Source organism: Marinomonas polaris DSM 16579 (assembly GCF_900129155.1).
In the GTDB taxonomy this organism is placed as follows: Bacteria; Pseudomonadota; Gammaproteobacteria; order Pseudomonadales; family Marinomonadaceae; genus Marinomonas; species Marinomonas polaris.
Window position 1 is genome coordinate 56978 of record NZ_FQVF01000025.1, and the last position, 23125, is coordinate 80102.

The following is a 23125-nucleotide window of genomic DNA, read 5'->3' on the forward strand; positions in this document are numbered from 1 at the left end:
CTCCTAACTAATTACCGAGGAAACGATCCAACCAAGGAACGAATCCACCCCCCATAGTACGAGAGACATAAAAACAACAACCGCTAATACTATTAAGGTTGTTTGCATGGTTTCTTGTCTAGTTGGCCATACAACTCTGCGAATTTCAGTTTTAGCTTCTTTTGCCAAAGTAAAAAAAGCCTTTCCTTTCACAGTTTGTAATGCAACAAAACCAGCGACACCAGCCAACACCAAGATAGCGATTAAGCGATACAATAGTGACTCAGCAGAATAATAGTTATTACCAATCACGCCTACCGCAACTAGCAGAACAACAATTGCCCACTTAAACACATCTCCGCGAGACGCTTGAGCTTCAGTACTCGAACTCATACTTCAGGTGATCCCTAACTAAGAAATAGGATGATACGAAAGATGGCAGGCCAAGAGGGACTCGAACCCCCAACAGCCGGTTTTGGAAACCGGTGCTCTACCAATTGAACTATTGGCCTACATTCGTATGGGCGAAGGATGATACCTGAACAAGCCAAACCTGGCAAGGGTATCTGCCCAAAAAACAGACAATAAAAAAGGCGGTCAAACCACCTATCTTTTGCATTGGAAATGCTGGAGCTCATGAGCAGATTTGAACTGCCGACCTCACCCTTACCAAGGGTGTGCTCTACCAACTGAGCTACATGAGCATTGGAGCGGGTAGCGGGAATCGAACCCGCCTCTTCAGCTTGGAAGGCTGAGGTAATAGCCACTATACCATACCCGCAATTGGTGGAGGGAGGTGGATTCGAACCACCGAAACTTTCGTGGCAGATTTACAATCTGCTCCCTTTGGCCACTCGGGAACCCCTCCACGTACTCAGCGCTACAACGCAACACCCCAAAAGGTGGGAGCCATTATATGAATCGTCTTGCCAATTGCAAGCGCTAGCAAGGATTTTTTTCTACTTTTATCATCATCTTGGTCAGATCGAAGCGTGACATAAACTGTTCCCAGTCTTTTTCATCCACTGGCTGCGCAATATCTATCTGCTGAAGCGGGACATTTCGCATATGTTCATAAACATCAACAGCATAGCCAGATACATTTTGAATGCGCACTTTCGCTTGGTCAGCTCGCTCTTTTGAAGAATATAGACCTAAAGAGATACGATTCTTCATTTCGGCACGATTAATAACAAAGCTATCAATGGATTTAGAAGCAAGCTCTTTTACTATTCGCTCAGCAATGGCTGGTGTTTCCGGTGCGGCAATATAGAGCCAAAACTTAGGCCTTTTACCTGAAGTTTCTTGATCCTTATAAGCCCAGCCAAAACTCTTCAGAACTTGAATGATTTGTCTTTTATCATCATCGCGCTCTGTTTCTAAGCGCGGACAGTATAGATCAGGCGAATCTCCAGAAGCCTGATCTATCACCTTACTCAGTGCATCCTCAAGCCCTTCACCATATGCAATCCTCGCATTATAATCCTGCCCAGTAACTGCTGGCACCTCGGACAAGAGATGAATTCTCTCACTCACAGGCGGCCCATAAATAGATTCTTTATTTTTTTCTAGCTTATCCTGAACAAAACTATGCCAGCTTAAAAAGGCAGCATTAAGTAACACTATAAAAAGAAATAGCCACTTCATTTATTGCCTCTTAACTGTTCATCACCAACCAACTTTGCGCCCAAAGCCACAAGATTAGGAAAACATTCGAGCGCAATGCCTAATCTATTCAATAACGCTTGCGCATCTCCACCTGTCACAACCCACTTAAATTCAGGATATAGATGATGAATACGCTCTAAAAAACCCAACGCCATCTCATGACAACCTTCTGTCACCGCTCTTGCCGTAGAGTTAGGCAACCCCTCGCCTTCGACCACCTCATGAGAATCAAAGCGAATCCGAGCAGTTTTCGAGAGCAAAGATTCCGTCATCATTGCTAACCCAGGAGCAATATAACCACCAAGATGAACACCCTCTCTATTAACCACATCCACTTTTATCGCTGTACCGGCATCCACTACTACCGCATCACCTTTTATCAGGTGATGCGCCGCAATAACACCGAGCCATCGATCAATTCCCAATCGCTCAGGCTCAATATAGGCATTACGAACGAAGCAAGCGGTCGCTTGGCTCGTCAGCGTAATCCATTCACTACTTGGGAACTCAGCTTGGACATCAGCATGCAACAGTGCACTCTGCTCTTTAGATCGTACACTGGCAAAATAAATCACCTCCGGTGCAAAACCGGTTTCCACAGGACAACTATCACCTCGCTGAACCCACAATACCTTTTCGCCTTCAAAGGCAGTAAATTTGATACTAGTATTACCCGCATCAACGACCAAAATTCTAGACTCGACGGACACTAATTTCCCCTCCATGAAGAGCCACCAGCTCACCATTTTCTTCTAGAAGCAGAGCACCTTTTTGATCAATACCTCGTGCAATACCTTGACGTTGCTGAGAAACCGTACTAACAGTAACCGTCTGATTGAACAAAACATCATATGCTTGCCACTGATATTGAAAATGCTTCATACCATTGCCATCTTCAAATAATTGACAAATATCAATCAGCTCTTTGGTTAATTCAGCCAAAATGACATTCCGACTCGGGCGAGACTTAAGGCGAGACACAAGGTCCGTCCAAGGCTGATCAACGTGGGTCATAATGCCATCATTCATTTCGACATTAAGTCCGACTCCAATGATCACATGACAAACGTCCTGATCAGCCACCATTTCCAGTAAAATACCGCAGATTTTCTGACCGTCTACTTGTACGTCATTAGGCCACTTCAACCCAGGATTGGGAATACCAGCTTTTTTTAATACTCGAGCTACAGCAACGCCCACCGCGAGACTTAAACCTTCAACAACATTTGGGCCATTATCAAAACGCCATGCGAATGAAAATGTAATATTTTTTGCGACTCCCGACTCCCACTGACGACCACGACGCCCCTTACCTTGAGTCTGACGTTCAACCGAGATTAGAACCGGTAAAGGCAGCCCTTGCGATATATAGTGCTTAGCATCGCCGTTGGTTGATTCTGTCTCAAACGCTAACTTGATCGCCACATCATTTGGCACACCGTTTTCACGCAAAGCGTCTTCAGACAACAGTTCGACTGGTGAAGGTAAACGATAACCTCGACCTTTAACTGAGTGAACAGTCACACCAATTGCCTCTAACTTTTTAAGCCTCTTCCAGACCGCTGCGCGGGTAACTCCCAATGCGGCTCCCAACTCTTCGCCAGAGTGAAATTCATTATCACTAAGCAGGGCCAAAACAGCTTGCATCAACGCTCTCCAATTTCACTTCTTGTATTATTCAACCCTAATACCTACCTAATTCCTGACATTTATTAGAGCAATCTATTGCCGAGTCAACTCTGTCATAAGAAGAGTCTCTACTTATCTATTACTACTCGCGTTTGCCTTGATGAAAAAAGCGACTTCTTGCATTAACGAATTAAAGTTCGGATTCCAAGATACTCGTGCCGCATGAGGGCTTTTCTTCGTTAATGCATCAGAACTTTCGCCAAACCAATTATTTTTATCCGTTCGACACGCTTGATACAAAGGCTCATCAGACAGATACCAACCACATATACGGTATTCACCTACAGCGCCGTAATAGGTATTGTCGGGGTTACTATGAACAGCCATATGCGATAAACCGAATATTTTAGACTCTGGCCAATTGGTATTGTAAACCTTAATACGGTCTGTATTGGTGCTCATTTGATCTTTACTATAAAGTACCATCTGACTCTTTGTCCCAATCATCCCCACGTTAAACACCTTTTCTGACACAGACGAATCTACTGTTTGATCATCTTCTGATAAGGCAATAAACACTGGCAAATCTTTCGGATTATCAAGAATCAAATTACGCACTTCTTTAGACAACTTATACACCTGAGCAATTGCAGGCAGAGGGATTGACGCGTATTTAGCAAAGTCATCACTTGGATAATGGTCTAACCAATCTTTCACCATCGCCAACCAAGGCGAAAGCCAATCTATACTGCTATTTACCTTAAACACAGGCGAAAACAAAATAGCACCAGCAACACTGTCAGAATGCTGCCAAGCATATTCCGCAGCCAATGCACCGCCAGTAGAAAAACCACCAACATACATGACGTCTACTTCTTTACTAAACTGATCAGCAGCATTTTGAAACGTCGCACGCCAATCATCACGTGAGACATTGAGAAGGTCTTCTGCCTTTGTGCCATGACCTGGCAACAAAACTACGCGCACCTGATAACAAGCAGCTTGCAAAGCAAGCGCAGGGTCTCGCATCGAAAAAGGAGAATCTGATAAGCCGTGAGACAACAACACTCCAATGCGCGCTCGCCCTGCACAGCTTTCTGCATCAGGCAATAACTCAAAGGGTAGAACAGCGGCGAGCTCTCTAGGCTTGTCATCAGCATTGATCCATACCTTGCGCTCGCTTACATATTCCTCTGCACGTACTAGATAATGAGCGAAAGATTCTTCTGACTCATAAACAAACTCCGTTTGTTGTTGTGCTGCGTATCCAATTCCAGAAATGGGCAATGCCAAAACACAAAAACACCAGAACACTATTCTTTGCCGCACGATAATCCCTCCCGCTATCCGTCATTCAATTTCATTAACACTATAAAATAGCGGATTATGCTACCATCAAGCACTTCGTCGCTATACAAATTCCACTATGAAGACATCCTACCCTATCCCCGAACAAGTTCCTTCGCTTTGGTTTCCTTTAGTGAAGAAATTTTATCAAGAGCATTATCCAAGCGGTAAACCAAACAAAGCGGATCCTATTTGGGTAATAAGAGATAAAGGCAAAATTCTTTGCGCGGTAAGACTCAAACAAATTGCCAACTTTCAGCTACTTACCGGTATGGTGACAGAGCCAATCCATCGTAATATTGGTCTCGGCAGCCATCTAATCCACGGCATTCATCCAGCATTAGATGAAAAAACCACTTATTGCTTCGCATTTACGCATCTTGTGCCATTTTATAGCGCAAATCATTTTACGGTCATCTCGGCAGAAATGTTACCAGAAGAACTAGCAAGTCGCTTTCGAGCCTATACGGCACAAGGTCGAAATCTGACACCAATGCGCTATATCCGTAGCTAAAAAGTACTTAATTCGCAGCTAAAAATCACTTAAAATGCGCTTAAATAATCTTAAATTACTAAAACAGCCATACCATTGTTGACGCTTTTCAACCTCCTCCAGTACCTTTGATCGCAATACTTATCTTTGCTAAGACAATAAATAAAAAGACTGAGGACAACATGTCAATCACCCTACCATCACATTCAAAAATGCTTACCGCCGATTTTATCTTTGGTGTGGCAACCGCCTCTTTCCAGATTGAAGGCGCGACAACTGCTGATAATCGCCTCCCTTCTATTTGGGATACCTTCTGCGCAACTCCTGGCAAGGTAAAGGGCATGGACAATGGTGAGGTGGCTTGTGACCATTATCATCTATGGGAGCAAGACATCCAGTTGATTAAAGATCTCGGTGTAGACGCTTATCGATTATCAATTGCTTGGCCTCGAGTCATGGACAAAAAAGGCGAAGCAAACCAAGCTGGACTGGATTTTTATCGCAACTTGCTTAAAAAGCTCAAAGCAGAAGGGCTCACTGTATTTGCGACACTTTACCATTGGGATCTGCCACAGCACTTAGAAGACAAAGGTGGCTGGCTTAATAGAGAAACCGCATACCAGTTCAAAAATTACGCAGACTTGGTGACCAAAGAATTATCAGAATGGGTTGATAGCTGGGCGACATTCAACGAACCTTTTTGCGCAGCAATACTAGGTTATGAGCTGGGTATACATGCACCGGGGTTAAGCGAACCAGAATTTGGTCGACAAGCAGCTCACCATATTTTGCTCGCCCATGGTTTAGCGCTTCCAGTTATTCGTAAAAACGCACCGAAAGCTCAGGTAGGCATAGTACTCAATATGAACCGCTCCTACGCTGCCAGCGAAAAAGCAGAAGACCAATTCGCGTGCTTGATGCGAGAAACTCTAGATAACCAGTTTTTCATTGAACCGCTCATGAAAGGACAATATCCGCAGTTGCTCAAAACCGTCGCTCCGCAGTATTTACCAACCGTCTTACCTGGTGATATGGACATCATTTCTCAACCAATTGATTTCTTGGGAATGAACTTCTACACCTGTAATCACAACGCCTACGACGCTGATGACATGTTCAAAAATGTAAAAAACAGCCAAGCAGTTGAGTACACAGACATTGGCTGGGAAATCGCGCCGCATGCCTTCACTGAGTTGTTAGTGAATCTTCACAAACAATATACCTTGCCGCCTATTTATATTACCGAGAATGGTGCAGCGTGTGCGGATCAGATCATCGATGGCGAAATCAACGATGAGCAACGAGTACGTTATTTAGATGGCCATATAAATGCTGTCAATCAGGCAATTGAAAACGGCGTCGATATTCGCGGTTATTTCGCTTGGAGCTTGATGGATAACTTTGAATGGGCAGAAGGCTATAGCAAGCGCTTTGGTCTAACTTACGTGGATTATCAGACTCAAGAGAGAACCATTAAACGCAGCGGACACGCTTATCGTACTCTTCTGAGTAACCGCAAAAGTTAAAAATCTCAGAACTTATGGTCGATTTACAAAAACGCCCTATGCATAACACATAGGGCATTTTATTTGCTTACTGTAAGTTATTTACAGGAACACTCATCAATAGCAAAAGAAGCTACTTCAAATGACCGGCATTATGAAGTTCTCTATCTTTCTCCACTGGCGGAGTCCACTGATACTGCCAAGTTTCAGTTAGAGGCTGTCCGTTAGCTTCCAAGTGAACCGTTAAGTTAATTGGCTTAGACTTCCCTTTCGGTGGTACCAAATCAAACATCGCACGGTAACCATCGATAGAATGCAGTGGTCGAGCCGATTCGATTTCGACTCTTCCTTCAGACGACGTAATCACCGCTTTCACTTTCGTATCATTGCCTAACATAGCTAAAGAGCCGCCAGCGAAATCAACCACAAAACGTTTGCTGTAATACTGACGCTTCTTACCAATCACACCACCGATGCCTGTAAAAGTATCAACAACACGAGCGCGATTAGATTGCACAGGTGGATGACTGCCCCAATACATATTGTAGCTGTAGAGCAACTCTTGACCCGCTTCAACCGGAGCCGCTGGATTCCAGAAGGCTACGATGTTATCGAAGGTTTCATCCAACGTTGGAATTTCTACCAATTGCACAGAGCCCTTACCCCAGTTACCAAGTGGTTCAATCCACAAACTTGGGCGCTTCTCATAGAAAACACCGTCATCTTGATAATGATCGAAATTACGGTCACGCTGCAGCAAACCAAAGCCTTTTGGATTCTCATCACTGTAAGCATTAAATTGTAAATTTTCAGGGTTGGATAATGGTCGCCAGATCCATTCGCCATTGCCGGTTTGCATAGCAAGGCCATCCGAGTCATGAATCTCTGCACGCCAATCATAATTGGTTCGGCGATCATTTTCGCCAACCATAAACATACTAGTCATTGGCGCCACACCTAAACGCTCAACAGATTTGCGAGGATAAATAGCGGAATCTACGCGCATTTTGAACGGTTCACCCGGAGTCATATCAAAACGATAAGCCCCAGTTACACTAGGAGAATCCATTAACGCGTAAACAGTAACTACATCTGAGCCTGGTTTTGGCTTCTCTAACCAAAAGTCGGTAAAAGTTGGAAACTCTTCAGGATGAGGCATTGCGGTATCAATCGCCAAGCCACGAGCGGAAAGACCATATTGCATTTCACTACCAACCGCACGGAAATAGCTCGCACCTAAAAAGGCGACAACATCACGCTGCCAATCAGTGGCGAACTGCATTCTAAAACCAGCAAAGCCAAGATCTTTAGGAAGTTTCTTACCATCTACTTTAGATTTACCGTAAGTAAACTCAGAAGGCATATAAGGAATCGGAGTTGATTTACCATTTTCAAGCTCATTCATATGAATTGGCGTATCAAACCCTAGACCAAGATGAAAAAGCTCCGTACGGAACTCTGATTTCTGATCGCGCCACAAAGCCGCGTCTTTGTTAAAGCGAATTTCTTGATAATCATCCCAGTCTAAGCCTTTTAAACTATCTGGCATCTCACCTTGATGGCTTTCATAAGGCTTAGTCGCCAATTGACGAGCATGGCCTTTTAACCAAGCATAGCTAAATTCTTCACCTTCTTTAGGTTGAGCAACAGATTGAGATGATTGTGGCTGTGATTGCGCTGCGCAAGCAGTAAGGCTAAATAGCACACCGATGGCCAATAAAGATCGACTCGCCAAGCGTTGCAAATTACTAGACACATTTGTTTTTCGGGATTTTCGCAAAACCTGCGGCCCGACTAAGTTTGAATCCTTCATGGACTCTGAAAAACAATGAGGAAGCATAGAACATGACCCTATCAGCTAAAAAGTTAGTATCTATACTAGCGAATTACCACTGAGCCTAGTGTTCAGATAGAGTAAATATTTAATACATTTATATGGAGAATTTAGGATATCTCCTTACATTTGGACCAATCGCCTCACTTCATACCACAGCGCCCCTTTTTTATTTCCAATACAAGGGGATAAGTGTCTCAGTTATTCACATTAAAAATGCTTGCTCTCTTAAATTGTGTAAAACAAAATCACTTTGATAGCAGGACAGACTAAATTGATTACATAACGATACAGAGTAGCATCACATGTTATACAGCCGAAAAACTAAATTGGGATTAAAATAATGATCACTGAATACATAATGATGTCGTTTATATAACAACCGCTAACTCTATTTTTTCATTTGAGCGCGGATAAAAATTAAGGTGAAGAATAATGACATATCCTTGGGGAACAATATTAGGCTATTTTCTAGCTTCATGTTTTTTACTCATACTTATATATGTCCATATTAAAATCAAAGCAGAAAGAAACATTTTTTTTCAACAGCTTGAACATTCTGAAAACTATAAAAACCAATTAACATCGTCACTCGACGCTCTTTCTGATCCTATGTGGATTAAAGGCAAAGACCAAACCTATATTTATTGTAATCCTGCATTTGAGCAATTTATCGGCCTATCAAAACTAGAGATAATCGGCTACAAAGACGAAGAAATTCAATCTCAACACGCCCAGCTTAGTCAAAATATCATCCCTACCATTACCTCAAATGAAGAAACAGGAACAACCGAAGAGTACGTTTGCTTACCCTGCGGCAACGTAGATTATTTTCAAGTTAGTACCGAGCGTATATACGACATTAGTAACAAACTCTTTTCATCAGTTGGTCATGCGCAAAAAATAACGCTATTTATAGAAAGAGAAAGCGAACTTGTCGATGCTGAAATACGCGTGAACGAAGCATTAAAATTAACCAAAGTAGGCATTTGGGAATGGGATGTCAGCAAAGATATCTGGTTTGCAACTCCATCGTATTTCACTATGCTCGGCTATGCTCCCGTCGAAGGCATGGCAGATAGAAAGGCTGAATTGGAAAAAATACACCCTGAAGATCGTCAGCATGTTATGGACAGCATAAATAATATTTTAACTAGCAAAAGTGAATCAAATTATTACAAATACCAAGCTCGAATTAGACATATAGACGGCAACTATCGATGGATAGGCGTACGTTGCATCGTGACGGAGTTTGATCAAGAAGATAAACCAGCTCGCATGCTTGGTGTACGAATTGATATTGATGAAATCCAAAAGGCACATGATCAGGTCGAGTGGTTAGCACATCACGACTCATTAACAAAACTCCCAAACAGAGTTGCACTGAATAAAACATTCCATCAAATCATCAAACCTAATACCAAAATAGCATTACTATTTATCGACTTAGACCACTTCAAAAATGTCAACGACACACTTGGTCATAGCATAGGGGACAAGCTACTACTTACTGTTGCAGACAGAATGCGTACCTTGGTTAATAATATTGGTTACGTTGCACGACAAGGCGGTGACGAATTTATTATTCTGCTACCTGCAGATAATGAAGAATGTTTAATCGAAAAAACCTGTGCTATCAAAGAAGCTTTATCCGCGCGCTATAACATCGATCAGCATCAGTTTTTTATCACACCGTCTATCGGTGTGAGTTTATATCCGCGAAATGGAGAAGACTTCGACACCCTTTATCAGCGAGCAGATGCCGCTATGTATCATGCCAAGCATACGGGCAGAAATCGATACGCTTTTTTCACCGAAGAAATGCAAGCAATTTCGACACGAGCACTTACATTAGGTAATGCTCTTCATGACGCCCTAGAACGACAAGAGTTTTCCTTACACTATCAGCCGCAAATTTCGCTCATCACGGGAAAAATAATAGGTGCGGAAGCACTCATTCGATGGCATAGCCTAGAATTAGGTCATGTCAGTCCAGGAGAATTCATTCCCCTTGCAGAAGAGAGTGGACAAATTTTGGCCATAGGAGAATGGGTTTTACGAGAAACAGCACGCCAACTAAAACAATGGCTAGAAGAAGGGATTACTCCCGTTAGAATTGCAGTAAACCTGTCATATGCCCAGTTTCAAGTAAATGACCTTCCAGCTATTGTGGCGGCAATACTCAACGAATACGCCGTACCAGCACAATACTTAGAACTTGAACTCACCGAGCGCATTGCGACAAAAGATCCTGAGCACACGATAACAATACTAGAATCTTTCCAGCAACTTGGAATACATACATCCATCGACGACTTTGGTACAGGCTATTCATCTTTGAGCTATCTCCAACGATTCCCCGTTTATAAGCTCAAAATCGACCAGTCTTTTGTACGCAATATGACAACCAATACCAACGATCAAGTCATAGTAGGGACCATTATCCTACTCGCGCAACAACTAGGCATGACTACAATAGCCGAAGGTGTAGAAACGAAAGCGCAACTAGAAATGCTCTACAATATTGGTTGCGATGATATTCAAGGCTATTACATCAGTCGGCCAATTCCAGCAGAAGAGTTCAAAATAGGTTTCTTGCAGAAAAAGCAAAGGTTTCTCGTCGCGCAAGACTAGCATTAATGAACAGAAATCGATTAAAGCCCCTAAGCAAAATTCTTACCTTTCTGGCGCTTATGTCAACTTGTCTATAAAATCCCTGAACTCAAACTATCCAAGGATTTTATCTATGAAAAATGCCGTCTTAGGCATTCAAATGCTGTTTGTTGCATTTGGCGCTTTAGTGCTCGTCCCACTATTAACAGGACTAGATCCTAACGTTGCGCTTTTTGGCGCAGGTGTCGGTACTCTCTTATTTCAATTAACCACACGCAGAACGGTTCCAATTTTTCTTGCTTCTTCTTTTGCCTTTATCGCACCCATTATGTACGGCGTCCAAACATGGGGAATTCCTGCGACTATGGGTGGCTTAATAGCAGCAGGTTTTGTCTATGTCGTTCTTGGTGGGTTTATTCGGCTCAAAGGCGCTGGCTTCATTCATGCCCTACTACCACCCGTTGTTATCGGCCCAATCATCATGGTTATTGGTCTTGGTCTAGCACCCGTCGCTGTCAATATGGCGCTTGGGAAAGCAGGTGACGTACAAGCAATTGATGCAGATATTTCTATGTTAATTGCTGTTGCCTCTTTGCTTACTACGATTCTAATTAGCGTGTTCGCTAAAGGCCTGTTTAAATTATTGCCCGTTTTTGGCGGTATTCTCGTTGGCTATGTCTTAAGTCTATTCTTTGGCATAGTCAATTTTGAACCTATATACAATGCAGCATGGTTTGCTATGCCAAACTTTACCGCACCAGAATTCAACATTAATGCGATACTTTTTATGTTACCTGTTGCTATTGCTCCAGCGGTTGAGCATGTTGGAGATATTCTGTCTATTTCTAACGTTACCGGAAAAGACTATCTCAAGAAACCTGGTCTACATCGCACTATTGCTGGCGACGGTATCGCAACGATGGCTGCCGCTATGGTTGGCGCACCACCAAATACGACTTATAGTGAAGTTACTGGCGCAGTGATGCTTACCAAGGCATTCAATCCTGTCATCATGACATGGGCCGCCATTGCAGCCATTATTCTTGCTTGGGTTGGTAAATTAGGTGCAGCTCTGCAAACTATCCCACTACCTGTAATGGGCGGCATTATGATTCTATTGTTTGGCTCTATTGCTGCTGTAGGACTAAATACCTTGATTAAGAATCAAGTCGACCTTCATAAGTCACGCAACTTAATCATCGTTGGTGTAACCCTAGTGTTTGGTATCGGTGGTATGGCCTTTGGTATTGGTGAGTTCAGCCTTCAAGGCATCAGCCTATGTGGCATCGTCGCGATCACGCTGAATTTAATTTTACCGAAAGACATCGGCGATAATCACATCGTCGACAAAGCACAAATGGAAGAATAATACTTTCATATTAAAGCAGCACCATCTAAAACGGTCCCAAATTGGGGCCGTTTTTTTAGTGACCTAATCACAGAAAATACACAAAAATATCCAACTAACCAAATATTAAGTTTTATTAAATCTATTGCATATTTACCTTCATCCTGAAATCATAAATGATAACCATTATCAAATGATAGGTTTTACGATATGAATAGAGATTTACAACTACAATTCACTCAGCTTTATGAAATGCATCAAGGATGGCTATCTAATTTTCTTCGCAAGCGACTTAATTGCTCACACAAAGCCGCGGATTTAATGCAAGACACCTACTTGAAAGTATTGGTTAGTGGGAAAATACCGCCTACCGAATACGCACGCCAGTATTTAACCTGTATCGCTAAGGGTCTCGTTGTTGATCAATATCGTCGGTGGCGTATTGAGCAGGCATACTTGGAATCAATCAGCCACCTTCCTGAAGAGCATCATTCATCACCAGAAAAACGCCTTGAAGTTATCGAGACCTTAATAGAGATAGATACGCTATTACACCAAGTATCGGAAAAAGCACGACAAGCATTTCTACTGCGCAGACTAGAAGGGCTGTCCTATTCCGACATTGCAGTGCAATTAAACGTATCAATATCTTCTGTAGAGAAATACATCGCCAAAGCATTACAAGCGTGTGCCATAGCCATGATGGAGAGACACAAATAATGCAACCAAACCAAATTGATCTAGAACGCATTCAACAGGCAGCACATCTAATGGCAAGACTCTGGTCAGACGAACCATCCAAACATGATCAGCACGCTTGTAATAAATGGCGAGCCGCCGACCCTGACAATGAAAAAGCATGGCAATGCCTGATACAAGCACAGGCACATTTCGGAGATGCCCCGAAAGAGACGATTCAAATCATAGCTCGAAGCCGAAAAATGTCTCGTCGTCATGTTTTAAGTTTAATGGGGCTTTCTGCTGGAGGGCTCTTCTTCGCTGGCGGCTATATACATAATTGGTCCATAAGCTCTCACGCCTCTTACTATAAGAACCTAGCCACAGCGACAGGGGAAGTAAGAAGCTTTCCATTAAGCGATATCAATAAACTAGTTATGAATACAAAGACCACTCTTGCTATGCCAACAGAACATCAATTTAAACTTGATGACGGTGAATTCTTCCTCGATGTATCACAAGCAACGCCTTACCAAATAGAAACAATGGATGGCACGATTTCTTTTCATCAGGGCAAGCTTAATATTCGTCGTACCGATGACATCACCCGTGTTAGCGTGTTCTCAGGCCAAAACGTCCAATTGATTGGCAAGCAAATGCATAACCCACTGTCAATAAAGCCTGGTGAAAGTATCTCTTTCAATACCCTCAATACGTCCCGTATATCTAATACAGACCCCAATACCATCGGCTGGGTTACCGGCAAGCTGGTAGCACAACGAATGCCCCTCACCGATTTTATACATGAACTAAGTCGTTACCGAAAAGGTATAGTCAGAGTGGCACCAGAGCTCAGGCAGCTGGCCGTCACGGGCGTATTTTCTATAGACAATACAGATCAAATTTTGCAACAGCTACAAGCAAGCCTCCCCATCAACATTTACCAATTAACTCCTTATTGGGTCAACGTGACAGCAAGCTAAGTACAACCCAAAAATAAAAATGATAATTACTTTCATTTTCTTTTGTGGGTTTTCCATCTTCACTCGGTATTAAGGGTATAGACACTAATTCAGCCGAGATGTTAAAGAATGAAACACCAAAAACAGCCCCTCTTCAAACCATTAATGCTGGCCATACCATTAAGCGTTTCCGTCGCATTACATGGAATTTCTCCCGTTTTAGCCGCAGATAACATGGCCCAAGTAGACAGTCGCTACTATTCCATTCCGGCAGGCTCTTTAGATTCAGTACTGAATCAATTTGCATTAACAGCTGATGTGAGTTTATCCATTAACTCTGCCCTTACCACAGGCAAACGCAGCTCTGGCCTTAACGGCGACTACACACAGGACGCCGCACTGGCAAAGATTCTGGCAAATACCAATCTGGTTGCCCAACAAACTCAAAATGGCAGTTACATCGTAAAATCCGAGCAAGGAGATGACGGAGTCAATCTTCCTACCATTACCATTGAAGACAACAACGCAAGGTCTGATATGAGTGCCCGTGATCAAAAAGGCTACGATGACGTTTACGACAAAAACACCTCCACGACCTTTATTGGTAAAACCGAGGTGGAACGTTATAAGGGCACCACCCCATCCGATTTACTACAAGGCGTTCCCGGTGTATTCAGTGGTGAAGCTCGCAACAGCGGCGCACTCGATCTAAACATTCGTGGCGTTCAAGGCCCTGGCCGTGTTCCAGTAACAATTGATGGCACGGAACAAGCGCTTACAGTATGGCGTGGCTACAACGGCGCGACTAACCGCAATTACATCGACCCAAACCTCATAGGCAACGTACAAATTTACAAGGGTGCCACCAATGAGCGGGACGTACATAGCGGTGTTGGTGGCGCCATGGTGGTCAAAACCCTGTCACCCGACGATTTAATCCGCGATGGTGAAACCTTTGGCGCAGAATTCAAAATAGAAGGCAGTAGCAATGCGACAGGAGAACGAGTACCCGCTCTTCATACTGGCGAATTAGCGACAGATGTCGACGGTTACCCTGCCGGAAGCGCTTACCCCTATGCCGACAAAACCTTACGAGTTAATTTAAAAAGCAAATCGGATAGCGATAACAACCCATTAAATGGCGGCGACTATGCCTACCGAGTCGCAGCGGCCAAAAAGAGTGAACACTTTGACGTGCTCGCTGCTTATGCTTATCGAGAACGAGGCAATTATTATTCAGGGAAAAACAATACGGGCTACTATAACAATCCCAGCGTAGCTGACACCCGAGACTACATCACCTCACTTGCCCAATATTGGCAGCCTGGCGACGAAGTGACCAATACCTCCAGCTTAATGGAGTCTTGGTTATTAAAAACCACATGGCACATTGATGACGACCAAAAAATTGGTTTCAACTTCCGCCAATCTGATTCCACTTATGGCGAAATCATGCCGTCCAGAATCAACAACCAAAGCGACCGCAGTGCCATTCAATGGCCACTTAGTGAAGTCACTGCAAAAGCTTACAATATTGAATACAGCTACAAACCCATAGACAACCGCTGGATCGATTTTAATGCCAATCTTTGGCGAACAGATACCGTTAGTGATACCTACACATCTGGTGGGTTCCCTAACCAAACCTTACCCTCCGATACATCAGGCGTACTCTATGATAACGCTGTCGCCAATGCCAACAGCACCCGCGACGGTATCACCCTTAGTAACAAAATGAACCTTACCGATACCCTAGACCTAACACTTGGCGGTCGTTTTCAGCACGAAAAGCTCACATCCGATGACGAATATGATGAAGCGGCCAGTGCAGGCTGGCGAATGCTCCCACGCGCTGGTCGACGGGAAGAGTGGGAAACCAATTTTGATTTTGCTTGGCGCCCTACCGATAAGCTCAAACTCAATGCCGGCATGACCTATTCCGCTTATTGGGCGTTTGATGATTTCCTCGCGGCTCATCCTGGTGAGTTTAGCCAAAGTACTACCGATTATTACAATATTTCTTACAGCACAGGATATGTCCGTACAGATGAAGAAATTGCAACATTAGTTGCTGAAAGAAAAGCCTTCTTTAAAACATATTTAGATTCTGGGGCTATAAGCCAAGCAGTATATGACCAAATTGTTGCTGGTATTTCATACGATAAGACAGTTATTGAGAATACTTACAACAACTATGCAACTTGGAAGACCGATGCTGATGGCAATTACGACCGTGCCGACAACCCTTGCCTAAATGGTGAGCTAGCAGGAAAAAACGTCGTTTCATGTCAAACGAATCCTGTGAATAACATATCCATCGCAGAAGCTAAAAAGCACAAAGACCATGGCTGGGTGCCTCATGCAGGTATCAGTTATCAATTCACCGATTACAGCCGAGCTTATCTAACCTATACAGAAACCTTGCGCTACCCAAGCATGTTTGAAAGCACCATGGCTTTCTCTGCATCTCAAAACCCTTATGGCGTCAAACCAGAACACGCCCATAACTGGGAGCTGGCTTATGTACATGATTTAACCCAATGGTTTACCAGCGCAGAGTATGCCGACATCAAAATTGCCTACTACGACAACCTCACTGAAAACGTTATCGAACGAGACAGCAATTTTAAATTTAACAATGTCGACGAGCAAAAAATTCGTGGTATAGAACTCAGTGCCCGTTATGACAATGGCCGATTTTTCACTGGTTTAGGCGTGAATTACACCTTACAAAATGAAATCTGTGATGAAGACAGCGCGGCAATGTTATCCACAAATGACCTGATGCGGGCCGTTGATAATCCGATTCCTCGCTGCTTCAAATACGGCTTTCCTAATGGTTACCAACTCGCCCAAGCTACTCCGGAGCTTTCCGCCAACTTATCACTAGGAGGCCGTTTTATGGACCGTCGTTTAGAAATAGGTGGACGAGCTACCTATTACAAAGGCTACGAAAACAGTGATCTAGATTGGTACATCGCAAACTCTTATAGGGCAGGTGAACTTGGTTATGTTTATTTCTATAACACGCCTTATAGCTGGGGCGACACGCTCATCTTCGACGCCTACGTCCGCTATAAAATTAATGAAATCTTTGATGTGGAGTTCACCGGTTCAAACCTAAGCGACCAATATTACGTGGATCCAGCTACTCGATCTGCCGTGGCCGCGCCGGGACGCACATTTAAACTGGGTTTAACAGGCCGCTTCTAGCGACCCGTTAGCAAGGATGGCACTGCACAAGTAGTGTCATGGCAACCGTGTTTTCATTGGGAAAACACACAATACAATGGAGTAATACAATGAAAAAGTTACAACTAGTAAGCGCAATGTCTCTCGCTCTTGGTACTTTAGTATTCTCAGGCATGGCAAGTGCAGCCGTCGTGGGTGAATCCAGCAATACGAACTATGTAAAAGTAGGGACAGCCACCGTCAATGGTGGTCCTCATACCTCTGGCGGCGCAGGTATTGGTGTGAATGCTACAGGTATTGACAAGTTAGTGAACTTTCAGGGATTAACAGCTTACGGCGCTAAGGATGCTCAAGATGTCTACACCTTAAACTTCCCTTACACTGGCTCTCCAACCAGCCACGATAATCTCGGAGTATTCAACTTCGCTCAAGTAGGTACCAGCGATGTATGGGTCGGTGAGTGGTCAGCCTATGGCACCAGCGGAGATTCAACTCGTACCGTTTACTATGCCGGAGCAAATGCAGACACCTCTGTGCCAACCTCTGGTACGGCCACCTATACAGTCGTGGGTATCAATAACTACGATGGCACAGCAGCAAGCTTGCTAAACGGTACATTAACCGCTGACTTTGCTGCAGCAACACTAACAGGCAGCATGGCGAACACAAATGGCCTTACTGTTGATATTGGTACAGCTACCATTAATAGCGATGCTTCTGTTACTGGCTCAGATGCAACAGCAAGTATTTCAGTAATCGAAGTCGCTTCTGCTGGTGACGTTTCAGCTCAATTCTACAATGGCCAAGCAGATCTAGCGGGGCTTGTTGACTTTGCTGGAACTGAATACGACACCGCATTTGGCGGCTCTAAAGACTAAGTCATTATTATGATTTAACCTTAGCCGAGCATGATTATCCTGCTCGGCTTTTCTCTTTACTGCCTATGATGAGCCATTTACATGCATTTTTTAAAAAGTAACTTTCTTCATTGCAAGATAGTCGGATTGGCCTTGCTGTTTATGTTCTCACGGTCTGCAACAGCAGATGATCACGATCTAGATACTCAGCTCAGGTTAAACCAAAACATAGAACAACAAAACAATTCAAAGGAAAGTGAGTTACTCAAAGATGAAGATTACCTATCAGGAAAACGCCCAGAGCTGATTCTTGATGGCAAGTCTTACACCGTAGGACACAATGCTAATGATATCGGGCGTGCGCTCTATGTTTCCATTAAACAAAAACAATGGAATGCCGTCGTTTACTTTCTCGATGAATACCGAACACTTTCCGATGCTGATCCACTTTTACTCGCTTATGCGAAAGGCGCATTAGCTCGAATCCAAGGTAATATGGAGCAAGCCGCAACAGAGTATCGCCAGCTCCTCGGCCTGAACCCTGAATTCTTGCCAGGTCAACTGGAACTGGCCCGCGTACTATTCGAAGATCATCAAGATAAAGAAGCAGAGGTAGTTTTTACACAAATATCGGCAAAGCTCGATCCTGACAATGAGCAACAGACTGGCGTCTATCGTACGGTAGAAAGTTTCCGTAAAGCACTTGAACAGCGCCGTGATTGGTCGACGTCCATCGCGCTTGGTGCAGTATGGAATGATAACCTTAACCAATCTTCAGAAAGTCGTACCTGTTTACTCCTTTCCCAAGGCCAATGTATTTATGAACGAAAAATCCCCGATGCTATTTCAGCAACGGGGCTTGATTACGAACTGACCCTTAACAAGCACACACCTATTACGAGTCATAATGGACTGTATTTTCGCTCTTTGCTATATGGTAAAAGCTATGACGATTACACTGATTACAATGAAAGTACGCTAATTACACAGCTAGGTTATCGCTACCAAGATCTCGATGACCAGATACAACTCGCTCCTTCTTTTGAATTTTCCGCCTATGGAAATAAAGCCATGTACAGTGCCTTAGGCCTGCATGGCGAATGGACTCGTCGCTTTTCTAACAAGCAAATGCTTAAAGTCCAAGGCGATTACAAAGAACTGCGCTATAAAAAGCAAAACTACGAACGTTATAACGGCCCTTCCTACTCAGCAAATGCAACTATGTGGCAAGTCTTACCAAATAGCTGGACGTTATTTGGAGGTGTTGATGGATTAGACCGACAAGCGGATGATAAACCCTATGGCTACTTACAACTTGACGTACGACTCGGGGTCTCAAAATCATTTTCTAATGTCCTAAGCACAACATTTTTCACCTCTTTCCGCGAACAAACCTACAAAGCGTACAGCAACATTCTTGGTGCAAAACGCAATGACCATGAAAGCAGCTACACATTGGTAATGAAATCGCCTCAACTGTCCATCTTAGGTTTTGCTCCGAGCCTAACCATCAAACACTCAAATATAAACAGCAATGTAGATTGGCTGTATAGCCGTGAAAACAACCAAGTCAGCCTAAAACTAGAGAAGACCTTTTAGCCATGATAAAACCGCATCACCTAGCCACTTTTATCGCCATTTTTGCCCTATTAATCAGCTCTGTATCTTCGGCTGCCAGTAATTGGCAATACTACCAAGATAAAGCCATGGCACTTTACCAAGAAGGCGATTACATCAAGGCTGAAAAGAACGCCAAATACGCCCTTAAGATTGCAAAAAAAGCCGATAACGGTACCGCGTTTCGTGCCAGCAGTCTCAACTTATTGGCTTTTATTCAAATAGCACAAGACAAGCAAGACACTGCGATTGATTCCATCAATGATGCTATCAAATTTACAAAAAGCGCTTATGATGACGAACACCCTCAAGTAGCCACTCTGTTATTTAATAAAGGCAATTTTCTTGAGCAGATAGGCCAACCTCAACATGCTATTGAGGCTTATTCCCAAGCTTGGGATATTCAACAATTTGAGGATGTTCAAGCGAATGACGTTTTAAAAACCGTAAACGCGTTAACTCGTCTTCATAATGAATCGAAGAATTATGCCGAGACCATATCCATCGTCGAAACCTTGCTAAAAAACAAAGGCCAGCAAAAATTCAGTGAGCTGTTCCGTCAAATTAATTATTCTCTGGCCGATGCGCACCTTGAACAAAACCAAGCAGAAGCCGCGCAACGCACATTAAAAGCAGAACTCGAACGAGAGCAAAATACACTAGAAAGCAATGATGTCCGCCTTGCCGAAACGCTAGAACGTCTTGCTGCTATCTTAGAGGCTCAAGGGAAACAGAGTTCAGCCACACCTATGCGTGAGCAAGCCCTTACTATTCGATCTACATCGAGTGAAACGTCATTAGCTAATATTATGAACTTAAATGAATTGGCATTAGACAGCCAACAGAAAAATGATTACCCAAAAGCCAAAGTACTTTATCAAGAAGCCTTAGCTGGATTACATGAGCTCAACCACGCCCAAGGTATAGAACAAGCGCTCATACTTGGTAATCTCGGCAGTTTAGAGGAAGCTCAAGGTGATACTAAAGAAGCCCTAACACTTTATCAGCAGAGCCTAGCGCTTCATGGCAAGATCCCGACCCAGCCATTACAAGCCGCCTATACCTCCGCAAGAGCTGGTGCTATTTTCTATACTAAAAGAGACTACCTAAAAGCAGAACCTCTCTTTCTCCAATCACTCTCCTTGATGGAAAAAGCACAAGCACCAACAGCATCCAAACAAATTGCATTGGAAAATCTGATAGCTCTCTACGATGCATGGCATAAGAATAGAGAGAAGCTGACTTACATAAAACAACTACAAGAACTTAAGAAATAAAGTGACAAAGATTCTTTGAAAGGAAAAATTTAATCTTTTAACGCTCTAATCACTCATATTAAAGCCTCTTTGAGCAACATTCCATTCGCCTTGGTTTGGATTAGCGCTAACGCGTTGGGCTTGCGAAACAGGGCAAGCAAAGCAAATACCGAGGTGAAAAAGCTTAGAATATAGTACGTCACGTTTTGTCAATGGTATGGACTCCTCCCCAATTCAGCGGAATTCCGATAAATTGGGAGGCGACCAAACCAAAGGAGCCATACCATGAATAATAATACGACAATTTTTATCGATTTAGCGAAAGAAGTTTTCCAAGTTGCTGTCTTCAATCAGGCCGGTAAAGCTCGGTTAAATAAAGAGGTATCAGCGAAAAAAATGTGTCTCATCATTGCCCAATACCCTGATGCCGCGATCTATATGGAAGCGTGCGGCTCAGCACATTATTGGGCTAGACGCTTCACGGCATCAGGCCATAAAGTGGGTTTAATCCCTCCTCATATTTTCAGCAAAATACCGAGTGGGTAATAAGAGTGATAAAAATGATGTTCTTAGTATTTATGAAGCCAGTAAGAATCAGCAGTTACACTGTGTTCAGATCCGTACATTAGAGCAGCAAGATATTGCCACGCTACATAAGTTCCGCGAGGGCTATAAGAAAGAACGCAACCAGCTTGCCAACCGTCTTCGAGGTTTTGGTCGTGAATATGGCGCTAACTTTTCTCTAGGAATTAGTAAATTACTCAAGCAAGTTCCTATCGCGCTGGAGGACGCTGAAAATGAAATGACCGTCGTTGCACGCAGGGTAATATTTAGACTGTTAGAGCAACTTAGACATGTGATAACGCTGATGGCAGAGGTGTCTGATGAGATTGAAACAATGGCAAAGCAAATTGACGCATGCCAACGGCTTGTTCAGATACCCGGTATCGCCTGGCTCGGAGCCAGCATGATATATGCTAAATTCGGCTCCGCTGAGTGTTTTAGGCGTGGCCGAGATGACAGCGCCAGCATTGGTCTTGTACCCGCGCACAGCGGTAGTGGCGGCAAAGTCGTGATTAACGAGGCGATGTATACCTGCGTACGCTCATTATTAACGGGGCTCGCTCGGTGGCGATTCATGTTAAAGAAAAAACAGACGACTTGAGTTGTTGGATAAGGCAATTACTCAGCACAAAAGGGTTTAATAAAACCATAGTGGCTGTCGCCAATAAACTGATCAGAATGGCAACAGCTATGCTGAAAAGTGGGCTTGAATATCGTCAACCTGTCGCACAGCAACGATGAAATTTAAAAGCCAGTAAATAGAGAAAGTACCAACCTAGACAGTTAGCAATTATAGATTGAACGGAATGAACAGCTAGCAAGTAAACCAGACAAAACCTGATTAGCCCGACGGCTCCCGAAGCCATCTTGTCATTAAGGAGTCTGGTTCACGGCGAATACAGCCGTTCAGCCGTTAAAGTCTGGAGTAGCTCTCCATAACAAGGCCGAATATACGAAAGCTAACGCAGGTTTGTTATGACCGTTGATAAGTATTGTTAATAACCAAGTGGAGTACGCATGATTCTTTATTAAAAATAGGGACGCTATTGTTGCATCCCCAGAGGAGTCCATATACGGGCTAAAGCCACGACCGACAAACAGTCCTGAACCAAGCTGCAGGTCGGCCTTCAGGCCGTCAAAGTACCTTTCCTGAAGACGATTCATTATTTTCTACAGACGAAAAAAAACCCTGACAGCGTTAGCTATCAGGGCTTTCTTAATATAAAGCTTGACGACGACCTACTCTCACATGGGATCTCCCACACTACCATCGGCGATGGCGCTTTTCACTTCTGAGTTCGGGATGGGATCAGGTGGTTCAACGCCTCTATGATCGTCAAGCAATTCGTTTTGCGTTTGTTCTGAGGTGCACTGTGTTGTGCGCTGACTTTTTATCGTTAGCTTGTCTCAAAACACGCGAATACGTGCTTGGATCTTTAACAATTCTTTTTTGAAATAACGTGTATCAAGGTCAAACCAGTTTCTATCGTACTATGTGTCTTTTTAACGTTTCTGCGTTAAAAAACTACTTTGGTGTTATATGGTCAAGCCTCACGAGCAATTAGTATTGGTTAGCTCAATGC

The 23125-nt window shown here is 43.5% G+C and carries 19 protein-coding genes, 4 tRNA genes and 1 rRNA gene; 12 read left to right on the forward strand and 12 right to left on the reverse strand.

The window, feature by feature from the left end; all coding sequences use genetic code 11:
• Positions 1-3 precede the first annotated feature (3 nt).
• The 9 genes from secE to BUA59_RS21115 form a co-directional block, all read right to left on the reverse strand.
• Complete coding sequence (gene secE, locus BUA59_RS21075; protein WP_072841851.1) at positions 4-372, reverse strand: preprotein translocase subunit SecE; 369 nt, start codon at positions 370-372, stop codon at positions 4-6.
• 43 nt (positions 373-415) lie between these two features.
• A tRNA-Trp gene (locus BUA59_RS21080) sits at positions 416-491 on the reverse strand.
• 116 nt (positions 492-607) lie between these two features.
• Positions 608-683: transfer RNA gene (locus BUA59_RS21085), tRNA-Thr, on the reverse strand.
• Between the two features lie 2 nt (positions 684-685).
• A tRNA-Gly gene (locus BUA59_RS21090) sits at positions 686-760 on the reverse strand.
• A 3-nt stretch (positions 761-763) separates the two neighbouring features.
• Positions 764-847, reverse strand: a tRNA-Tyr gene (locus BUA59_RS21095).
• A 74-nt stretch (positions 848-921) separates the two neighbouring features.
• Positions 922-1626 (reverse strand): SPOR domain-containing protein, encoded by a 705-nt coding sequence (locus tag BUA59_RS21100; protein ID WP_072841853.1) that lies wholly within the window; start codon positions 1624-1626, stop codon positions 922-924.
• Positions 1623-2357, reverse strand: a complete 735-nt coding sequence (locus BUA59_RS21105; protein ID WP_072841855.1) for a type III pantothenate kinase — start codon at positions 2355-2357, stop codon at positions 1623-1625. The genes BUA59_RS21100 and BUA59_RS21105 overlap by 4 nt, the downstream gene beginning before the upstream one ends.
• Positions 2341-3294 (reverse strand): biotin--[acetyl-CoA-carboxylase] ligase, encoded by a 954-nt coding sequence (locus tag BUA59_RS21110; protein WP_072841857.1) that lies wholly within the window; start codon positions 3292-3294, stop codon positions 2341-2343. Before BUA59_RS21110 ends, BUA59_RS21105 begins: the two co-directional genes overlap by 17 nt.
• A 114-nt stretch (positions 3295-3408) precedes the next feature.
• On the reverse strand, positions 3409-4605 hold the full coding sequence (locus BUA59_RS21115; protein ID WP_072841859.1) for an alpha/beta hydrolase: 1197 nt from the start codon (positions 4603-4605) through the stop codon (positions 3409-3411).
• 97 nt (positions 4606-4702) lie between these two features.
• On the opposite strand from BUA59_RS21115, the gene BUA59_RS21120 reads away from it, so the two are divergent.
• The gene (locus tag BUA59_RS21120) at positions 4703-5137 is read left to right on the forward strand and encodes a GNAT family N-acetyltransferase (RefSeq protein ID WP_072841861.1); all 435 of its coding nucleotides are present in this window, start codon (positions 4703-4705) and stop codon (positions 5135-5137) included.
• 161 nt (positions 5138-5298) lie between these two features.
• Positions 5299-6642, forward strand: coding sequence for a GH1 family beta-glucosidase (locus BUA59_RS21125; RefSeq protein WP_072841863.1), 1344 nt, complete (start codon positions 5299-5301; stop codon positions 6640-6642).
• A gap of 112 nt (positions 6643-6754) precedes the next feature.
• Here BUA59_RS21125 and BUA59_RS21130 read toward each other — a convergent pair whose 3' ends face one another.
• Positions 6755-8461 carry an OpgD/OpgG family glucan biosynthesis protein gene (locus BUA59_RS21130; RefSeq protein ID WP_072841864.1) on the reverse strand — a complete coding sequence of 569 codons (1707 nt, stop codon included), beginning with the start codon at positions 8459-8461 and terminating at the stop codon, positions 6755-6757.
• A gap of 429 nt (positions 8462-8890) precedes the next feature.
• On the opposite strand from BUA59_RS21130, the gene BUA59_RS21135 reads away from it, so the two are divergent.
• From BUA59_RS21135 to BUA59_RS21170, 8 genes are all read left to right on the forward strand, one after another.
• Positions 8891-11089, forward strand: coding sequence for a sensor domain-containing protein (locus BUA59_RS21135; protein WP_072841866.1), 2199 nt, complete (start codon positions 8891-8893; stop codon positions 11087-11089).
• Positions 11090-11201: 112 nt separating this feature from the next.
• Entirely contained in the window at positions 11202-12437 is a 1236-nt protein-coding gene (locus tag BUA59_RS21140; protein WP_072841868.1) for a uracil-xanthine permease family protein, read from the forward strand.
• A gap of 189 nt (positions 12438-12626) precedes the next feature.
• Positions 12627-13136, forward strand: coding sequence for a sigma-70 family RNA polymerase sigma factor (locus tag BUA59_RS21145; RefSeq protein WP_012071959.1), 510 nt, complete (start codon positions 12627-12629; stop codon positions 13134-13136).
• Positions 13136-14077: a FecR family protein gene (locus BUA59_RS21150; RefSeq protein ID WP_072841870.1), complete on the forward strand. Its 942-nt coding sequence runs from the start codon at positions 13136-13138 to the stop codon at positions 14075-14077. The genes BUA59_RS21145 and BUA59_RS21150 overlap by 1 nt, the downstream gene beginning before the upstream one ends.
• Positions 14078-14185: 108 nt before the next feature.
• Positions 14186-17269: a TonB-dependent receptor gene (locus BUA59_RS21155; protein ID WP_072841872.1), complete on the forward strand. Its 3084-nt coding sequence runs from the start codon at positions 14186-14188 to the stop codon at positions 17267-17269.
• A gap of 89 nt (positions 17270-17358) precedes the next feature.
• Entirely contained in the window at positions 17359-18126 is a 768-nt protein-coding gene (locus BUA59_RS21160; RefSeq protein WP_072841874.1) for a Slam-dependent surface lipoprotein, read from the forward strand.
• A gap of 81 nt (positions 18127-18207) precedes the next feature.
• Positions 18208-19704 (forward strand): surface lipoprotein assembly modifier, encoded by a 1497-nt coding sequence (locus BUA59_RS21165; protein WP_084122606.1) that lies wholly within the window; start codon positions 18208-18210, stop codon positions 19702-19704.
• Positions 19705-19706: 2 nt separating this feature from the next.
• Entirely contained in the window at positions 19707-20999 is a 1293-nt protein-coding gene (locus BUA59_RS21170; protein WP_072841876.1) for a tetratricopeptide repeat protein, read from the forward strand.
• Between the two features lie 45 nt (positions 21000-21044).
• On the opposite strand, the gene BUA59_RS23945 is transcribed toward BUA59_RS21170, so the two are convergent.
• Positions 21045-21191: a hypothetical protein gene (locus BUA59_RS23945; RefSeq protein ID WP_175550803.1), complete on the reverse strand. Its 147-nt coding sequence runs from the start codon at positions 21189-21191 to the stop codon at positions 21045-21047.
• Between the two features lie 72 nt (positions 21192-21263).
• On the opposite strand from BUA59_RS23945, the gene BUA59_RS23510 reads away from it, so the two are divergent.
• Together BUA59_RS23510 and BUA59_RS23515 are read left to right on the forward strand one after the other, a co-directional pair.
• Positions 21264-21524 (forward strand): hypothetical protein, encoded by a 261-nt coding sequence (locus BUA59_RS23510; RefSeq protein ID WP_084122619.1) that lies wholly within the window; start codon positions 21264-21266, stop codon positions 21522-21524.
• Complete coding sequence (locus BUA59_RS23515; protein WP_084122621.1) at positions 21517-22143, forward strand: transposase; 627 nt, start codon at positions 21517-21519, stop codon at positions 22141-22143. Before BUA59_RS23510 ends, BUA59_RS23515 begins: the two co-directional genes overlap by 8 nt.
• A gap of 625 nt (positions 22144-22768) precedes the next feature.
• On the opposite strand, the gene rrf is transcribed toward BUA59_RS23515, so the two are convergent.
• A 5S ribosomal RNA gene (rrf, locus tag BUA59_RS21185) occupies positions 22769-22883 on the reverse strand.
• Positions 22884-23125 lie beyond the last annotated feature (242 nt).